Consider the following 15,761-nt stretch of genomic DNA (forward strand, 5'->3'; position numbering starts at 1 on the left):
ATTGGAAGCCGTCTTACTTATTTTCAAAATAAAAATCAAGTATTCTCTTTCCGATATACTTATTAATTCCACTGCTATCATTTTCTGCATTGGGTACAACGATCGAGATGGCAATTTCGGGATTGTCATAGGGCGCATATCCAACTAATGTTAAGTTATAGTTGTAGCCACCCTTGCCATCTGACACCTGAGCCGTCCCTGTTTTACCTGCTGGATCATACGTAACCCCTTTAAAGTAAGATGCGGCGGTTCCTTTTGATCCGGTCATCACTCGGCGGAATCCTTCTTGTACACGTTCAATATAGGGTAATTCCATATCCACCGTGTTTAACACATTCGTTTCAAATTCCTCAATCACTTCAGCTGACTCACCACTTTCATGGTCTGGCTCGCGTACCTCCATCATCAAATGAGGCTGCACTCTTTTTCCATCATTCGCAATGGTCGAAACATATTGTGCTAGCTGAAGAGGCGTGTACGTATCAAATTGTCCGATCGCAAAGTCCATTAAGTTCCCTAATTGCTGAACCCCACCATTGTATCCCGTTGCTTCACTTGGAAGATCAATTTCTGTTTCCACACCTAAACCGAATTGGTTAAAAAATTTTCTCATGGTTGCATATGCTTCATCAGGATCGTGAAATCCTTCTTTCTTCCCATAATCATAGTTTCCTATTTTCATGGCAATATGGAACATATACACATTTGAAGATCTTTCAAGAGCCGTTAGATCATTAATCGTCCCCATATTCTGGTAGGACTTCTTCGTTGGAGTTCCGGCAATTTTTATCGGACTATCGAGGAAGGTATCACCTGGGGAAATCACTCCTGTTTCATAACCCGTTAATACAGTCGCCCCTTTCACCGCCGAACCCATCGCATAGGCGTTATATAGTGCACCGTACGTTTCATCACTGATCGCACCATTTTCTTCACTTTTCCCAGCAATCGCAAGAATTTCACCTGTTTGTGGGTTGGTTACGACCGCATACCCTTCACTCGCACCACTGTCCTTTTTCAACTCTTCCTCTATGATTTTCTCCGCTTCCTGCTGGAGGGCTAAGTCAATCGTGAGAATCAAGTCCTTTCCGGATTCCCCTGGGGTTACTTCCCCTTCAATAAGGTTACCCGTCTTATCTTGAACATAGGTTTGAGTTTCCTTAGTCCCGCGAAGCCAATTCTCGTATTGTTGCTCAATGAAGCTTGTACCTACGAGGTCACTTAGTTGGTACCCGTTACTTTTATACGTATCGCTAGCTTCTTCTGGAATTTGACCCACATTACCAAAAAGCTGACGAAGCGTATTACCGTATACATATTTTCTGGTGGAGTCCACTTTGACCTCGAAACCAGGAAGTTCTTCAAGTCGCTCATTGATGATGGCCATCTCTGTTGTTGTTAATCCCATCTTGATTCTTTTAATGGAAGAGCTATCCACATCCATTTCTCTTTTAATCGCAAGTACTTCCATTTCCGCAGCTGTGATCGTCTCTAACTCTTCTTCGGTAATTCGCTCTAAAATCAGTTGATATTCTTCATTATCATCCAAGTTCGCTTGTTCTTCTGCAGTCACCTTCGCATATGCATCTTCTTTTCTAGTAAAAATCCAATAATCTTTTTTGTCGCGTTCTTTTACATTTTCTGTACTTACTTCTATTAGTCCAGCAATCTTTTGTGCCAATTCAAGCCGTTCCTGCTGGCTGTGCTCATTCGAAGGATTGATGTACGTCAATGTGAAAATGGCCTCGTTTTCCACCAAAACATTTCCATCACGGTCATAGATCTTTCCGCGAGGAGTAGTCCAGGTATAAACAGTGGTCGTCGTCTCTTCACTTTCCTTCGCGTATTCCTCTCCTTGAACAATTTGAATTTTTCCCAGTCGAATAATCAACGTCGAAAACAACAAAAAGACTATAAAAAAGAGAATATTCATCCGAGTAAAGAGTATTTTATTTTTCCTCTTCTCCCTCATAACAGCTTGTAAGTGCTCCTTTCCTAAAAAAGGGAATCATGTCCCAATTTATCATTCATACGTGTATGATATCGTGAAAATATGAACAAATTATGACGAAACTTTTACTGGAGAATGAAGGTTTTGTGTGGCTGGCTTAATTAATAAGATAACGGTCTTCATAGCGTGAATGAAGACCGTTACCATTCAATTTTTAATAAGAAGTGGTCTTCTTCTACCTTATGAAAACCACTTGCAAGGAGAAGCGTTATAATAACAGTCATCAGTATCTAATAATTAGAAAAGTCTCTCAGCACTTCACGGAGAGACCGCTTAAACAGCTACATTCCGCAAATACATCTGCAATTTTTCCTTCATTTCATTTGAGTCGTTCATTTTCTCTGTGAAATTCATAAAAGATATTTCATCAGCCTCATCGAGAGCTTGGTTGATTTTAAATTGATAATAGTTTATCTGAAGATCTACATCTAGCATGGATATCAGTTGTTCTTTTGTAAAGTACCATTCGATATCTTCCACAGCCATATAAAATGAAAAGCTTTGATTGATAATCACTAAAGCATACCAACCATTAATAACCGTGTATTTCCGCTCAGGAGTAATTTCGAGTATGTCTCCCCTTTGAATCGTAATTACCTCGCTATGATCCGCATCTGGGCAGAAGCAGTCAACTTGATGGTCAAATGTTTTTACAGCAATATAAGGTGTTGGTTTCATAATCTTCTCTCCCAGCTTTCCTGTTTCATTTTAGTTTTCTTCAAATCCTTCACGTACTGTTGTCCAAGAATGAGATCCTCCGCTGTCGGAGAATATTCATACGTCTTTCCGTCCATCAAGGTTACTATTTGAACCTTGTCAGGTAATATTCCATATACATTTACCAATAAGCTGACAGCATTAATTGAAAACGTGTAATTAAATCATCATCTGCAAGTAATAAATATTTCTTCTGGATACACCACTCTAATAGACGTTTGGTCAAAAGAAGTCCTCCTTTTTAATTTTCTACCTCATCTACAAATAAACCGCAACATGGACAAGGTTCCATGTTGTCACATGTTTCTGTTTGTTGTTCTGTAAAACCGCACCATTCACACGTGAGGATCGTCATTGATGTAGTTCCCTCCCGGTTATAGGGTATAGTCATAATTGAAAATGATTATCATTAACACTAATTTAACTACATGATAATTGATAATGATTATCAACGTCAAGAGAGGACTGTTTTATTCATACAAAAAAACCAGTATACTTTGATACTGGCCATTCCATATCTTATATGAATGTAACTTCTTTCATTTGAAAAACATTCATCAACAAATGCAGGTCTTCCGCTTCAAACCGACTCGGTTCTTCGCTTCCACCTTTTCAATATAATCAAAAGCCAAGGGTACTTTACATGCCGTATTCCCCACATCTACATGTACCTTTCCAATATGCTCGGCTACTTGCTTTGCTTCCTCATTTAATTCGGTGACATAGGTACCTACTCCAATCACAAATCCATTCATGACATACCGAACGCGGTTTCTTTCGCTATGAATGGTATTTTTGACTACATTCAATAACTCTCTAATTTCTGATATATTTAATTTCTCGTCCGGAGTGATGGATAAAAAGTTTGCGTACGTACTCCATCCGCAAACCGCGATCATTTCATTTTCAGATGTCATCCACTCTCTAGCAAGCTCAACCGCAAATTCACTTTCAGCAGCTACACCCGCTACGGTATACTCTGCAATCATATACCAATATGCCTTCTTTGCCCAATCTTGTAAGGTTTCTTTTGACATTAGCTTTGGGTTGATGGAAAGTCCAGCTAAATACATCGCATCATGATTCCCTGAATAGTATAATTGAAGAGCCAATTCATGATCCTTTTTCACATACTTTACTAATTTTTTCAAATCACCTATCTTGACCCCAAAATACGGTTCCTGTACTCCATGATTTTCATAAATCCTCTTGGTTTGCTCAGATCCTAATTCTTTTAGCCTTTCCATAATTTCTTCGTGTTTGATTTCTACCACCATATCACTCCCCTACTTTTGTAACTCTTCTACAATACTGTTCACTATTCCTGCTCTTTGGTTAGGTACATATGCTTTTTAAAATAAAAATAATATTTTCTGAAAAAATGCTTATGTCTTGATTTCAAAATATATTCTTATTATGATTGACAGGTCAATAATTGATACCTCAATGAATTTATTTTCGTAATGGAGGCTTAGACATGACTCATTCCATACCCGATCAAGAGCATATTTTGTTTTTGCTAAAAGAGCTAAGTAATCAAATGGGCCCGAAGTTTGAGCGTAATACTCAGATTAGCTTATCTAGATATGAATTGTTGCATCAATTGTATCAGGTGGATGAAATCAAACAGTCTTCCTTGCAAAAGGTGGTCAATATTGATCATGCAGCCATCACAAGACATTTGAAACAGTTGGAATCGGAAGGAATGGTTTCAAGACGAAGAAATCCGTCTGACAATCGAGAAACATTTGTCCAATTAACCCATGAAGGACGCGAACGCATAGTTACCTGCCAATCAGATAAGCTAAGCTTTATTAAACAAATGTTTCATGATTTTTCAGAGGAAGAATTACGTTCATTAGTAACCATGCTAATCCGTGTTCAAGCGAACATAAAAGAATATTAAAAAAGGAAAGTGATTACAACATGAAACAAACAGATTTTAAAGAAATTTTACACGGTCGACGTTCAGTAAAAAATTATGACACAAATGTAAAGATCAGCCGCGAGGAAATGGAAGAGATTTTAACAGAAGCAACTACTGCTCCGTCTTCGATCAATATGCAGCCATGGAGATTTGTGGTAGTAGATACTCCTGAAGGGAAAGAAAAAATGTTGAAGCTTGCTCAATTTAATTCCTCCCAAGTGACGACTTCTTCTGCAGTCATTGCCGTATTTGGTGATATGAACAGTATTGAGTATGCGGACGAAATTTACGGAAAGCAAGTAGAACACGGATTTATGCCAGAAGATATCAAGGAGAAGCTTTTAGATATGTACGCTCCTCTTTATAAAAACATGCCAGATCAATCGATGAAAGAATTGGTATTAATAGATGCTAGCCTTGTATCGATGCAAATCATGCTCGTTGCCCGTGCACACGGATATGATACAAATCCAATCGGTGGTTTTGATAGAGAATTGATCGCTGAAGCATTCGATTTAGATAAAGATCGCTATGTTCCTGTTATGCTAATTTCTATCGGAAAAGCAGCAGTTGAAGGTCGCCCTTCTTATCGATTACCGGTAGATGCGGTTACTACTTGGAAGTAGTTTTATGTCACCAAACCTGTAATGGTTTGGTGTTTTTTGTTTTGAATTTTTCTTTTGACAACAAAACCGTCCAGACGGTACAATAAATTTACTTCATACTGTACAAGGAGATAAAAACGATGGAATCAAAAGCGAGTCAAAAACGACAGCTGATCTTACAAACTGCCATTCAAATCATACTCGAGCAGGACTTTAATGCCCTCACATTAGACGCGGTCGCAAAAAAAGCGGGCATTAGTAAAGGTGGATTGTTATATCATTTTCCAAATAAAGATAGTTTAATAAAGGGGTTAGCACAATTTGTGTTCGAGGAACTTTATATAAACTTTGATCAATTTGCGGAAAAAGATCCACAGAAGTCAGGGAAATGGACTCGGGCCTTAATTGAAGCGTCCAAAACAGATTTGGAGCAAAATGCCGAGTTAAATGTGGGGATTTTCGCGACCTCTTACCTAGATCCCGATTTAGCAAACGATATTTCAAAGGGTTATATGTCGATTCTAACCAAATTAGAAAACGACGGAATCGATCCAGTGACGGCCACCATTATTCGCTTAGCCTTAGATGGTCTGTATTATTCAAAAATGCTAAACATTGCTCCCTTAGAAAAAGAGAGACAAGATGAAGTATTTCAGCAATTATTTGCGATGACGGAAAAAAAGGAGTAACCACTATGAATGCATATGTTCTTCTGATCGTTTCAATCGTCTGTGAAGTGTTTGGCAGCTCTATGCTTAAAGCGACAAATGGATTTAAAAAGCTTCTCCCTACCCTTGGGCTCGTGATTGGTTATGGATTGGCTTTTTATTGCTTATCCCTTTCTCTTCAAACCCTATCACTCGGTGTCGCCTATGCCATTTGGGCTGGATTAGGTACCGCTCTCACCGCACTTGTGGGTGTCTTGGTTTACAAAGAACATTTTAATAGGAAAAAAGTTTGGGGAATCCTGCTCATTATTGGTGGAGTGATACTATTAAATATGGGAGGAGCTCATTCATGAAAGGTTATCTATTTTTATCCATATCCATTATTTCTGAATTAGTAGCTACTTCCTTGCTGAAACTGTCGGATGGAATGAGTAACTTACTTCCTTCTGTGGGTGTTGCTGTTGGTTATGGGCTCGCATTCTATCTATTATCTCTATCATTAAAAACGATTCCTCTTAGCTTAGCCTATGCGATTTGGTCTGGTGTAGGGACCGCTTTGACTGCCTTGATAGGTGTCGTATTTTGGGGTGAAGTTCTAACGGTCCTTATGTTAGTGGGTATTGTTTTTATTATCGGTGGAGTTGTTCTGTTAAATTCTTCGACAGAGACTGAAGAAGTTAGTGAAGATGTTAATACCATGGCCACTTTGTCTAAATAATATCTACCCATCTGATGGTTCGTCCTTTTGATGTTCGTGAATACTGGACCATGAACGGACATCTTCCATCAAGATTTCTTGAAGCATATCTTTATATTGTGTGAGAAGAGTGATAGATATCGAGTCTTCTTGTTCTCCTGAAATGAGAAATTCTATCTCTCTTTTTAGCTGTTTAAGACGAATTAGCGTATTTGTATCTTTATACCACAGGGCCCTATGATTAAAAAAGCCTTCGATTCCATTGAATATCGTAACTAACGCAGCAAAAAATAAAGCGATATTCGAAAAAAGGGTCAGATTAACTGCCTTTAATCCTAGTAACAGCGTGACAATGGATGAGGCTATAATGGATAACAACTTTAACCAGTAGGCTCGCTTTTTATGTTTGTCTTTTCTTTTTTCAAAGAATGAAGTATTCTCGTTAATTTCCTGAAGTAAATACTTCAACTTACTCTCCATACTCATCTGGTCGCCTCCTATAAAAACAACCTGAGTTAAGTCTCAGGTTGTTTTTATCATTCTTACACTCTATCTCTTATTCCCTTTCCCCTTAGTCTGGCACCGACAATGGACTCCACGATTCTTGATTGAATGTCTTTCTTTTTATTGTTCGGATCAACATACACATTTAGTGACTTGGCTAGCTTTATTAAGTTTACTTTGGTTTTAAGAGTAGCATGGTTATTGATGAATGTTTTTCCATCCTTAATCGTTTCTATTTTTTCAAGTTGTTGCTGGATGTTTTCGAACTCGGTTGACTCCTCCGGTATTTTTTTCGTAGATTTCCCAAAATGAGTGACTATTTTATTTGTTAGGATCGCTTTTGTATCTGAAGATTTTGTTGGAATTTGATAATATTTAGAAATGGACAGCAAAGACTTTTTGGTATGAGTTGTTAATATCTGTTCAATGTCACTTATTGAATGTGCTTGTTGAATTTTTTCTCTAATTTCTTCATAAGGATGCACTTTTTTTGTAGTAGTTTCGGTGTATTTTAGAGTTGCACTACCACTACTTAGGTTCTCAACCTGTTCCTCAGACAATTGCTTCAAGGTATCCAATATCAATTGAAATATTTCTTCAACATTCTTTTTAGACATATTTTCCTCCTATAAATTTGTCAATTTCTGTATTTCTATCGCAAGGTTTTTCACTTCCTTGATCACATCTTCTTGTTGCCTTTTGACCTTCTTTAACACCACAGGTATGCCTGATTCAGGGGCATCTGCATACAGTGTCTTATTTTCACGCAGAAAAGAGGTAAAGATATGAAAATCATTTCTCACTTGTCTCATGTATTCTTGTTGAATGGTTATTGGTTTTTTTCCATTGGTGGAGATCATCGTAAAAACCACACCTAACATTTCTGGAGAAATCTCAGTTAACTGGTAAGCGTCCCCCTGACGAAGATGGTGGTTGTATTTGTCTTTTAAAATATGGATATGTCGTATAAGAGTATGAATGCCGAGGGTGGATAAATAATCTGCTTTCGCAGGGACTATGTAATAATCGCTTGCGACCATGGCGTTCTGCGTCACAATATTAAAATTAGGTGGGCAATCAATTAAGATTACATCATACTCCCCTCTAAGAGAATCTAGATTTCTTTTTAAAAGTGATAACACACGTAAATAATTCCCACGAATGGCTCGATCCGTCGGTCCACCGAGTCTGCTTGATAGCTCCATATCCACATGAATTAATTCTAAATGAGAGCAAATAAGGTCAATTTTTCCATCCTGATTAAAAAAAGAATGAAGCCGATTGTTCACTTGATAAGGAGTAATAATGGAATTTCTTAAAGGTGCGTTCGTGTTGTGGTCTAAAAATTCGTCATACCAGTCCTTAATCGTTCTTTTCTGTTGGTCCAAATTTCGCCACTCTTCAAAACTGACAAACGAAAGAGTTAAGTTTGCTTGAGGATCTAAATCTATAAGTAGAACTCTCTTTCCTTGATGTGCGAGTTCCGCTGCTAGGTTTGATGTAACCGTTGTCTTCCCTACTCCACCCTTATAATTCATGACTGAAATTATCCCAAATGCATCTCCTCCTGTGGTCCGTTCGTTGTCTCACAGTTTATGTATATGCGAGGGATTTTTTCTATATGTAAAGAAGACCTAGCCTTTCATTGGTTAAGTCCCTTAATAACCATTTTCAGAGCTGGGCATATCCTTTGGTTTAAAAGTCCAGTTCACAAAGAAAATGCCTAGTATTATAAAACCACCACCGATGCACACGTACCAATCCACTACCTCGTCCAATAACAGCCAACCTGTGAGCACTCCAAAAAACGGTGCTAAAAACAGAAATGCACTCGTCTTGCCTGGATCGCTTTGGTTTAAGAGGTAAAACCAGACGGCAAACTGGACGATCGATGCCATGATCGCTAGCCATAGGATGATAAAGACGGACGTCGGATGAAAGACGAGTTTAGGAGTTTCCATCGTTACCCCCATAATTAAAAGAAGAATCCCTCCAAACAGCATCTGATAAGCCGTTAAGACCCATACATTAAAACGTTGTCCCCACGCTTTGATTAGTACAGTCGCTGTAGCCCATGAGATGGCGGATCCAAGTCCAAGTAATGTGCCCTCCTGTATTTGTAGATGAAAGCCTAGGGTAATAAACACACCGGCAAAGCCTAAAATAACCCCAAGCCACTGTAGGACTTCGTATTTTCCACCTAAGAAAAGAGTACTTAGAATGACTACCATTAACGGATTACTAAAGGTGAGAATCGATGATTCACCTGCTGTGATCGTTCGTAGACTTAGGAAAATACAACCCATGACTCCCGCAGTTTGGAAAAAACCTACTAGAATCACTCGACCCCAGTCGAGAGTTTTGCGTGGAAGTGGCTTTTTCATTACGAATAATGCCATGATCATGCCTGCGATCGTAAACCGTAGGCCCACTAACAAGAGTGGAGATACATAGGCGAGTCCGATTTTTCCCACTGCAAAAGAGGAACCCATTAGAAAAGTGGTAAGGATGACAAGGCTACCGAATAGGATGGGATTCATATGTAAGGTCACTTCCTTTTGGTATTAAAGCTATTCCCTAACATTATATAGTAATCTATTCATTTTTACCGGGATTAGGTTGATGACTACCTATGGATTGTTCGTAGAAGCGAGAAATGGTCTTCTGGCGTTATGAAGACTGTAACGGTAGTTTCTATTCAGACAAATGGTCTTCATCTGAATTTTGAAGACCATTCGCAGAGTTAGGAACTACAAGAACGGTCTTTATTTTGGATATGAACGTCCTTCTTTTCGGCCAAACCACCCATTACCCAGACATCAACCCTTTCTTACTCCGATATAACGCTGGAACGATAGTATGAGATTCCTCGATTCCATAAAGATCTTCTATATAAGGGACCATCTGTTTTAGCTGGTCATTTAGTTGATACAGTAATTGCTTGCGTCGTTCGATTTCATCGCTGTCTGCGCTATCCATCCACGTGGATGCTCGTACCCATGAGCGCATGAGTCGGTCCAATTCTTCGACGTTATGATAAATTGCAGACAACGAGTATTTAAGTTGTTTTTTTGCTAAGGGGAATTGTTGCAAGGTTGATAGCGTGGAGAATAATACCGTGTTTGCACCATTCAGCAGAGGGGTCATTTGTTGTTCTATAGGGGTATGACTAACCGGAAATTCTTTAAGCAATTCTTGAATCATTCGATAGCTTTTCCACACATGCTTTAACATGTAAACACCCTCCTAATATTGACTACTCGTCTGAATGACCATCTAATTCTTTTATTGTATGTTTGGGACAATCACTCTTATGTCAATGAGGGGCTACTAAAAAGAGCGTATCCATTTAGATACGCTCCACAAATCATCTTTTATTTACCGATAAACATTTGCGTCCAATAATTCCCTGATTCTACATACCCAACGCCAATGTAGTTGAAGTTTGCACTTAAGATATTTTTACGATGTCCTTCACTATTCATCCATGCTTGTACCACTTCTTCAGGAGTTCTTTGTCCCATCGCAATGTTTTCACCTGCATATTGATAAGAAACGCCAAACTGCTTCATCATATCAAAAGGTGAACCGTACGTTGGGCTTGTATGACTAAAATAGCCATTCTTTGACATATCAAGTGACTTTTCACGAGCCACTTTGCTCAAAGCTTTATCCACTTTTAAAGCCGCTAAGCCGTATTTCGCACGCTCTTGGTTCGTCAGTTCAACTACTTTTTGTTCATACGCGCTTAATGCGCTTGTTGTTTGAGTAGTTTGAGTTGGTTCGGTGGTTGTTGTTGGCTGCTGAGCCGGTTGTGTGGTTGTTTCTGTTGGTTGCTGCGTCTCAACTGTTTGTTGAGTTGGCTGTTGCGTCACTGTCGTTGTTGTTGTATTTGTATTGAACTTGATTCCAAGATTAGCAAAATACTTTTGTAGGTAACTATTTAATTCATTTACATTGGAGCCCTGATACACGTATACCTTCTGATGAACAGTCGTCGTGTTTTCAGCAGCACTCGCTTTTTGTGCCATTGGACTTGCTACGACTAATGCTGCCGCAACAGCAACTGTAAGAATGACTTTTTTCTTAATCATGTGTTCTTCCTCCTAAAATCAATTGGTCGTTCATGACAATTTCATCGTATCATACGATTTTTGTCATATTTCAGGAAGGAATTTACAGTTCTAACTATTACCTTCTAAAAACTGGTTAGTAAAACTTCGTCGGCCTTTTCCGTATAAAGGATTTATTGCTTTAAAAAAGGTTGTTACCAAATTTCTATAAATCTACTATTTTTTTCAAGTTGTACCAATAATTATAGTGAAAATGAATATTGACAGGTTTTATTTGTAAGTAGTTGTATAACAAATATTTCAATATAATTTCTATCTTTACGAAAAAACTCGTTATGATTAACGAGTTCCAGGATAGAACTATTGAAAACACAAAACGATGACCCGATACGGTGTAGTTTGAGCAGGAATACTCATAGTGGAAGGTCCATAGATGACAATTAAATCTCGATTCGCAGGGATACTAGAAAAAGGTTGACCATTCGTTAATAAGATTGGCGTATATGGTGAGAGATTTAACTGCAATTGTCCATCGCTACTTACCAACTGATTATTAAAATAATCGACTTTGACATTTCGATTTGTTGCTTCTTTCACTATAACCAATGCTTGATACTGTGGAGGATAAATAAGAATAGTTGGTGCATTTCCATCATAATAACCCGTTACACGATCTCCGATGGCCACAATAGCCTGATCAACGAAATAAGTGCTTGGAGAAACGACGAAATTAACCACTGCTCCCGTTTCATTCACAACCGAAATGAATTTATTACATCCTGCTGTCTCCCCATTTTGTCCCGTGTAAAAATCACTAATCATAGTAACGGTACCTTGGAAAGAATAAAAATTAATCATATTCATAACCTCCATTGAAAAATAGCACATGATGAACAAGGACCCTACACACAACTGTGACCTCGATAAACATTTTTCTACCTAAGTCTATGAATGATGAACGAAGAAGATGATTATTTACAAGGTAGAACCCCAACTAATGAAAAAGCTGTTAAACAAAATCCAGAGGTTTAACAGCTTTTTTCCTTTTTTTATGATTCATAGACTTTCGTTGCTTCAAATTGAAAGTCAATCAAGCTCTTTATGTCATCAGGGATTTCTCCCCAGCTGGAAAATAAAACTTCACATGCTTTTGGCCATTTTTTACATAAAACTCTCGTAAATATTTTATATCACGTAAGAGGTACATCTTGAGTTAACTGGCATCCATCCTGCTTTTGGTGTGGTAAAGGTAAGAGAGTTGATTTCCACATCGGTTGTACATGATCTAACCCATATGGCACAAATTGTACGTGTGATGGCCAAAAGATACCAAAGCGATGTTGGTCCGTGGAAGGAATATTTAGGGATTTTGAGAAAATAATTCGCTTGATCTTCATTATTAGGTAATACGACTCTTGTGGATTTAATATTTATCTTAATTTTCTGAATATAATAAAAAAATACTCGTAAACACAAAAAATTGCTATACATCAGCCCTTATCCTATCGTCTTTTTCATGATAATCTTTAATTTGTAAGGGCTTACATAAAAATATAATAGAGGAGGGATCATTTTTTTTTTCCTAATGTAGTGTTTCTATGCCCATGACTTGTTCACACAAAGGAGGAAAATGAAGACATGTTAAAAAAAATGAAAAAACGTGTAAAATCCGCTATGATGGTAACCTTTGCTGCTGCCATGACTTTTTCATTCACTATCGATGCATCTGCTGCTAAACAATTAGACACAAACTCGTCCACTTATCGAACCGTCACAGAAATTGAAGACTGGGGCGCCGCTATTACAAAGGTCATCGTCGATCTTAACACCCCTATCCCCCAGAATTCGGTCACCAAAGATACATTTAACGTTCACGTAAAAAGAAGTGATAGCAGATTAACTAATCCATTTTTAGAGGAAGGAAATCGGAAGGTCACCAACGCTTATGTTTCTGATGCAAAAGGAAATCCTGCAGTGAGAGGGAAATATGTTGTATTAGAAATGGAGATTGGACCAACTGTTTCATTAGGATCCGCTCTGAATTATTATCGATTTAACGACTGGGTTGAAAGTGACTATACCATTACGCAAGTGAAGGATATTGTATACAATTCTGGAAAGATTTCAGGATTAGTTGTCACTTCAAGTGATGGAGGAACGAGAGAGTTGGTTGACGATTTCTCATCTGGAAGTTTCACACATGAAGATACGACTTTAACATTTGCAAACTATGAACCTCAAAAAACAAAAGGAAAAGAAAAGAATCCACTAGTCATTTGGCTGCACGGTGGCGGTGAAGGTGGAACTGATACCACCATCCCTCTTTCAGCTAACAAAGCTACTGCCTTTGCGTCTGAAGAAATTCAATCCTATTTTGATGGTGCTCATGTGTTAGTACCTCAAACACCAACTAGATGGATGCAAGGTGTTTCAGGCTCTGCTGATGGAACGTCCATTTATCAAGAGTCTCTTATGGCTTTAATTGAAGATTATGTGGCGAATCATAAAGATGTGGATCCAAATCGCATTTACATTGGCGGAGCTTCGAACGGCGGATATATGACCATGTTGATGGTTCGTGATTATCCAGGATACTTTGCGGCAGCCTACCCTGTCTGTGAAGGTTTAAATGATACGTTAATTACGGATAAAGATATTCAAGCTCTGAAACAAACGCCAATTTGGTTTGTACATGCGGAAAACGACACCACTCTTCGCCCTGAACAAAACACTATACCAACGTATAAACGTTTACTTAAAGCTGGTGCTACCAATGTCCATTTATCATTATTTAAAGATGTTCATGACACATCGGGATTATATAAAAACGCAGATGGTACTCCATATCAATACCCTGGACATTGGTCGTGGATCTATGTTTACAACAACGAACCAACTACCTTAATCGACGGGAAAACAACAACAATTATGGAATGGATGGCTGCCCAGTCTAAATAATATTTTCAAAGAAGAATGCATTCTATTTTTATAGAGTGCATTTTCTTATGTCCGATCCTTAAAATCTAGGATATCTTGAATTGTATATGCATTTAGCTCATCTTGAAAACTTTTTTCTGCTTTATTGATGATCTGTGATATATAGTACTCTACTCCCGTAGAAGGAACGGTATAGAATGGTGTGGATGAACTATCTCCTAATGCTCGATAAACATCCTTTACGGTTAGTTCATTAGGCGAAATATTTATACTATATCCCCCATATCTGCCTCCGTGAGATTTCACATAATCAGATTTTGCTAACTTTGATAAAATCTTTCGTACAAATGTTGGGTCTTCACCCAATCGTTCAGCTATATAATGACTTTTTAACATCCCTTCTGTGGAAGCAAGTAGTACGAGCGTTCTTAATGCCACATGAAACCACTTAGGTCCTAAGTCCCCTGCTTGTATGATTAGTTGCATGAAACTTCCCCCTAAAAGAAGTTTTAATTTTTTGAATATTACGTTGACTATTATAACATAAACGCACTATAATTTAATTGTGATGATTTTATCACAATTAGACTTCCTAGAATACACTTCATTCCTGAAAACGATTACAAAAGGAGTGTTGAAATGAAGAATCGAGTAAATCCCGAGTTATTAGCAGGCCTAGACATGTTTCAAGACCTTGTTTTACAACCTGAGTATTTACAAGCCATCAGAGAAGGCGCTGCTCAGATGAGACCACCTGCAAACGTTGATGATTCCCTTTCATTAACAGATGAGATCATTGTAGGACCTGATTCAAATCCATTACCCATAAGAATTTATCGTGAAAAATCAATTGATGAAACCTTACCTGTCCTTTTATGGATACATGGCGGCGGGTATATCTTAGGATCAATTGATGATAATGATGATCTTTGTATGAGGTTTGTAAAAGAAGCCCAATGTGTGGTTGTTTCGGTGGACTACCGATTAGCACCCGAACATCCTTACCCAGCACCAATTGAGGATTGTTATGCGGCTTTAAAATGGATCGCTGATCACGCAGAGGCACTAAATATTGATCCGAATCGAATCGGTGTTGCAGGCGCAAGTGCTGGCGGAGGTCTAACCGCTGCTTTGACTCTTTTAGCTCGCGATCGACAATACCCTTCTATTTGTTTCCAAATGCCGCTCTATCCTATGATTGATGACCAAAATAATACCCCTTCTACCAATGAGATTAAAGAAGGATTTGTTTGGAATCAAAAAACAAATGAAGCCGGCTGGAAAATGTATTTAGGAGAATTATATGATACCGAAAAAATCCCTGCCTATGCAGCACCTGCTCGCGCAGAAGATTATCGTAATTTGCCATACACCTACACATGTGTCGGTCAATTAGATCCATTCCGTGATGAAACATTAACGTATGTGACTAAACTTGCACAAGCTGGTGTTGATGTAGAATTTCACTTATATCCTGGGGCCTATCATGGATTCGAAGCTATAAACCCTAACGCCGACATATCTGTTCGCGCGATGAATGAATATGTGCAAGCCGTTAAAAAAGGCTTCGAAAGAGTCGTGAAGGTAGAGGCTTAATTATTCTCTAACAACAACAGTACCCT

General features: G+C 38.3%; 18 protein-coding genes and 1 pseudogene. 8 read left to right on the forward strand and 11 right to left on the reverse strand.

Annotated features, from left to right (window positions below):
- Nucleotides 1–13: 13 nt before the first annotated feature.
- The 3 genes from MKX65_RS10795 to MKX65_RS10805 all read right to left on the reverse strand — a co-directional run bounded on the left by MKX65_RS10795 (nucleotide 14) and on the right by MKX65_RS10805 (nucleotide 3,993).
- Nucleotides 14–1,891, reverse strand: coding sequence for a penicillin-binding transpeptidase domain-containing protein (locus tag MKX65_RS10795; RefSeq protein WP_160546126.1), 1,878 nt, complete (start codon nucleotides 1,889–1,891; stop codon nucleotides 14–16).
- Between the two features lie 393 nt (nucleotides 1,892–2,284).
- Nucleotides 2,285–2,689: a hypothetical protein gene (locus tag MKX65_RS10800; protein WP_160546127.1), complete on the reverse strand. Its 405-nt coding sequence runs from the start codon at nucleotides 2,687–2,689 to the stop codon at nucleotides 2,285–2,287.
- Between the two features lie 596 nt (nucleotides 2,690–3,285).
- Nucleotides 3,286–3,993, reverse strand: coding sequence for a DNA alkylation repair protein (locus MKX65_RS10805; protein WP_340906217.1), 708 nt, complete (start codon nucleotides 3,991–3,993; stop codon nucleotides 3,286–3,288).
- Nucleotides 3,994–4,205: 212 nt separating this feature from the next.
- Here MKX65_RS10805 and MKX65_RS10810 point away from each other — a divergent pair, with 212 nt between their 5' ends.
- The 5 genes from MKX65_RS10810 to MKX65_RS10830 all read left to right on the forward strand — a co-directional run bounded on the left by MKX65_RS10810 (nucleotide 4,206) and on the right by MKX65_RS10830 (nucleotide 6,646).
- Nucleotides 4,206–4,634 carry a MarR family transcriptional regulator gene (locus MKX65_RS10810; protein ID WP_160546129.1) on the forward strand — a complete coding sequence of 143 codons (429 nt, stop codon included), beginning with the start codon at nucleotides 4,206–4,208 and terminating at the stop codon, nucleotides 4,632–4,634.
- Between the two features lie 20 nt (nucleotides 4,635–4,654).
- Complete coding sequence (locus MKX65_RS10815) at nucleotides 4,655–5,281, forward strand: nitroreductase family protein (RefSeq protein WP_160546130.1); 627 nt, start codon at nucleotides 4,655–4,657, stop codon at nucleotides 5,279–5,281.
- 119 nt (nucleotides 5,282–5,400) lie between these two features.
- Nucleotides 5,401–5,949, forward strand: a complete 549-nt coding sequence (locus tag MKX65_RS10820) for a TetR family transcriptional regulator (RefSeq protein ID WP_160546131.1) — start codon at nucleotides 5,401–5,403, stop codon at nucleotides 5,947–5,949.
- 5 nt (nucleotides 5,950–5,954) lie between these two features.
- A complete protein-coding gene (locus MKX65_RS10825; RefSeq protein WP_160546132.1) occupies nucleotides 5,955–6,281 on the forward strand; it encodes a DMT family transporter in 327 nt (108 codons plus the stop codon).
- Nucleotides 6,278–6,646: an SMR family transporter gene (locus MKX65_RS10830; RefSeq protein WP_160546133.1), complete on the forward strand. Its 369-nt coding sequence runs from the start codon at nucleotides 6,278–6,280 to the stop codon at nucleotides 6,644–6,646. The genes MKX65_RS10825 and MKX65_RS10830 overlap by 4 nt, the downstream gene beginning before the upstream one ends.
- Nucleotides 6,647–6,649: 3 nt before the next feature.
- On the opposite strand, the gene MKX65_RS10835 is transcribed toward MKX65_RS10830, so the two are convergent.
- From MKX65_RS10835 to MKX65_RS10865, 7 genes are all read right to left on the reverse strand, one after another.
- Complete coding sequence (locus tag MKX65_RS10835) at nucleotides 6,650–7,111, reverse strand: DUF4231 domain-containing protein (RefSeq protein WP_160546134.1); 462 nt, start codon at nucleotides 7,109–7,111, stop codon at nucleotides 6,650–6,652.
- 56 nt (nucleotides 7,112–7,167) lie between these two features.
- Nucleotides 7,168–7,746, reverse strand: coding sequence for a hypothetical protein (locus tag MKX65_RS10840; RefSeq protein ID WP_160546135.1), 579 nt, complete (start codon nucleotides 7,744–7,746; stop codon nucleotides 7,168–7,170).
- 9 nt (nucleotides 7,747–7,755) lie between these two features.
- Nucleotides 7,756–8,667, reverse strand: a complete 912-nt coding sequence (locus MKX65_RS10845; RefSeq protein WP_160546136.1) for a ParA family protein — start codon at nucleotides 8,665–8,667, stop codon at nucleotides 7,756–7,758.
- A 120-nt stretch (nucleotides 8,668–8,787) separates the two neighbouring features.
- The gene (locus tag MKX65_RS10850) at nucleotides 8,788–9,669 is read right to left on the reverse strand and encodes an EamA family transporter (protein WP_160546137.1); all 882 of its coding nucleotides are present in this window, start codon (nucleotides 9,667–9,669) and stop codon (nucleotides 8,788–8,790) included.
- Nucleotides 9,670–9,937: 268 nt separating this feature from the next.
- Nucleotides 9,938–10,363 carry a hypothetical protein gene (locus MKX65_RS10855; RefSeq protein WP_160546138.1) on the reverse strand — a complete coding sequence of 142 codons (426 nt, stop codon included), beginning with the start codon at nucleotides 10,361–10,363 and terminating at the stop codon, nucleotides 9,938–9,940.
- Between the two features lie 140 nt (nucleotides 10,364–10,503).
- Nucleotides 10,504–11,223 carry a CAP domain-containing protein gene (locus MKX65_RS10860; RefSeq protein ID WP_160546139.1) on the reverse strand — a complete coding sequence of 240 codons (720 nt, stop codon included), beginning with the start codon at nucleotides 11,221–11,223 and terminating at the stop codon, nucleotides 10,504–10,506.
- 339 nt (nucleotides 11,224–11,562) lie between these two features.
- Nucleotides 11,563–12,060, reverse strand: coding sequence for a hypothetical protein (locus MKX65_RS10865; RefSeq protein WP_340903597.1), 498 nt, complete (start codon nucleotides 12,058–12,060; stop codon nucleotides 11,563–11,565).
- 340 nt (nucleotides 12,061–12,400) lie between these two features.
- Here MKX65_RS10865 and MKX65_RS10870 point away from each other — a divergent pair.
- Together MKX65_RS10870 and MKX65_RS10875 are read left to right on the forward strand one after the other, a co-directional pair.
- Nucleotides 12,401–12,583 (forward strand): annotated as a pseudogene (locus MKX65_RS10870) (DinB family protein); the annotation flags it as partial.
- Between the two features lie 257 nt (nucleotides 12,584–12,840).
- A complete protein-coding gene (locus MKX65_RS10875; RefSeq protein WP_340903599.1) occupies nucleotides 12,841–14,160 on the forward strand; it encodes a prolyl oligopeptidase family serine peptidase in 1,320 nt (439 codons plus the stop codon).
- A 45-nt stretch (nucleotides 14,161–14,205) separates the two neighbouring features.
- On the opposite strand, the gene MKX65_RS10880 is transcribed toward MKX65_RS10875, so the two are convergent.
- Entirely contained in the window at nucleotides 14,206–14,625 is a 420-nt protein-coding gene (locus MKX65_RS10880) for an RrF2 family transcriptional regulator (RefSeq protein WP_340903600.1), read from the reverse strand.
- 153 nt (nucleotides 14,626–14,778) lie between these two features.
- Between MKX65_RS10880 and MKX65_RS10885 the strand changes: the two genes are divergently transcribed.
- Nucleotides 14,779–15,735 (forward strand): alpha/beta hydrolase, encoded by a 957-nt coding sequence (locus tag MKX65_RS10885; protein WP_340903601.1) that lies wholly within the window; start codon nucleotides 14,779–14,781, stop codon nucleotides 15,733–15,735.
- Nucleotides 15,736–15,761: the final 26 nt, after the last annotated feature.

The sequence above is a fragment of the Robertmurraya sp. FSL R5-0851 genome (assembly GCF_038002965.1).
GTDB classification, from domain to species: Bacteria; Bacillota; Bacilli; order Bacillales; family Cytobacillaceae; genus Robertmurraya_A; species Robertmurraya_A beringensis.

Bases quoted from the DNA above. Each gene is read 5' to 3' on its own strand.
- MKX65_RS10840 (WP_160546135.1), bottom strand. From the start codon at position 7,746: ATGTCTAAAAAGAATGTTGAAGAAATATTTCAATTGATATTGGATACC.
- MKX65_RS10860 (WP_160546139.1), bottom strand. From the start codon at position 11,223: ATGATTAAGAAAAAAGTCATTCTTACAGTTGCTGTTGCGGCAGCATTA.
- MKX65_RS10835 (WP_160546134.1), bottom strand. From the start codon at position 7,111: ATGAGTATGGAGAGTAAGTTGAAGTATTTACTTCAGGAAATTAACGAG.
- MKX65_RS10815 (WP_160546130.1), top strand. From the start codon at position 4,655: ATGAAACAAACAGATTTTAAAGAAATTTTACACGGTCGACGTTCAGTA.
- MKX65_RS10800 (WP_160546127.1), bottom strand. From the start codon at position 2,689: ATGAAACCAACACCTTATATTGCTGTAAAAACATTTGACCATCAAGTT.
- MKX65_RS10830 (WP_160546133.1), top strand. From the start codon at position 6,278: ATGAAAGGTTATCTATTTTTATCCATATCCATTATTTCTGAATTAGTA.
- MKX65_RS10845 (WP_160546136.1), bottom strand. From the start codon at position 8,667: ATGAATTATAAGGGTGGAGTAGGGAAGACAACGGTTACATCAAACCTA.
- MKX65_RS10810 (WP_160546129.1), top strand. From the start codon at position 4,206: ATGACTCATTCCATACCCGATCAAGAGCATATTTTGTTTTTGCTAAAA.
- MKX65_RS10880 (WP_340903600.1), bottom strand. From the start codon at position 14,625: ATGCAACTAATCATACAAGCAGGGGACTTAGGACCTAAGTGGTTTCAT.
- MKX65_RS10850 (WP_160546137.1), bottom strand. From the start codon at position 9,669: ATGAATCCCATCCTATTCGGTAGCCTTGTCATCCTTACCACTTTTCTA.
- MKX65_RS10825 (WP_160546132.1), top strand. From the start codon at position 5,955: ATGAATGCATATGTTCTTCTGATCGTTTCAATCGTCTGTGAAGTGTTT.
- MKX65_RS10820 (WP_160546131.1), top strand. From the start codon at position 5,401: ATGGAATCAAAAGCGAGTCAAAAACGACAGCTGATCTTACAAACTGCC.
- MKX65_RS10875 (WP_340903599.1), top strand. From the start codon at position 12,841: ATGTTAAAAAAAATGAAAAAACGTGTAAAATCCGCTATGATGGTAACC.
- MKX65_RS10885 (WP_340903601.1), top strand. From the start codon at position 14,779: ATGAAGAATCGAGTAAATCCCGAGTTATTAGCAGGCCTAGACATGTTT.
- MKX65_RS10865 (WP_340903597.1), bottom strand. From the start codon at position 12,060: ATGATTAATTTTTATTCTTTCCAAGGTACCGTTACTATGATTAGTGAT.
- MKX65_RS10855 (WP_160546138.1), bottom strand. From the start codon at position 10,363: ATGTTAAAGCATGTGTGGAAAAGCTATCGAATGATTCAAGAATTGCTT.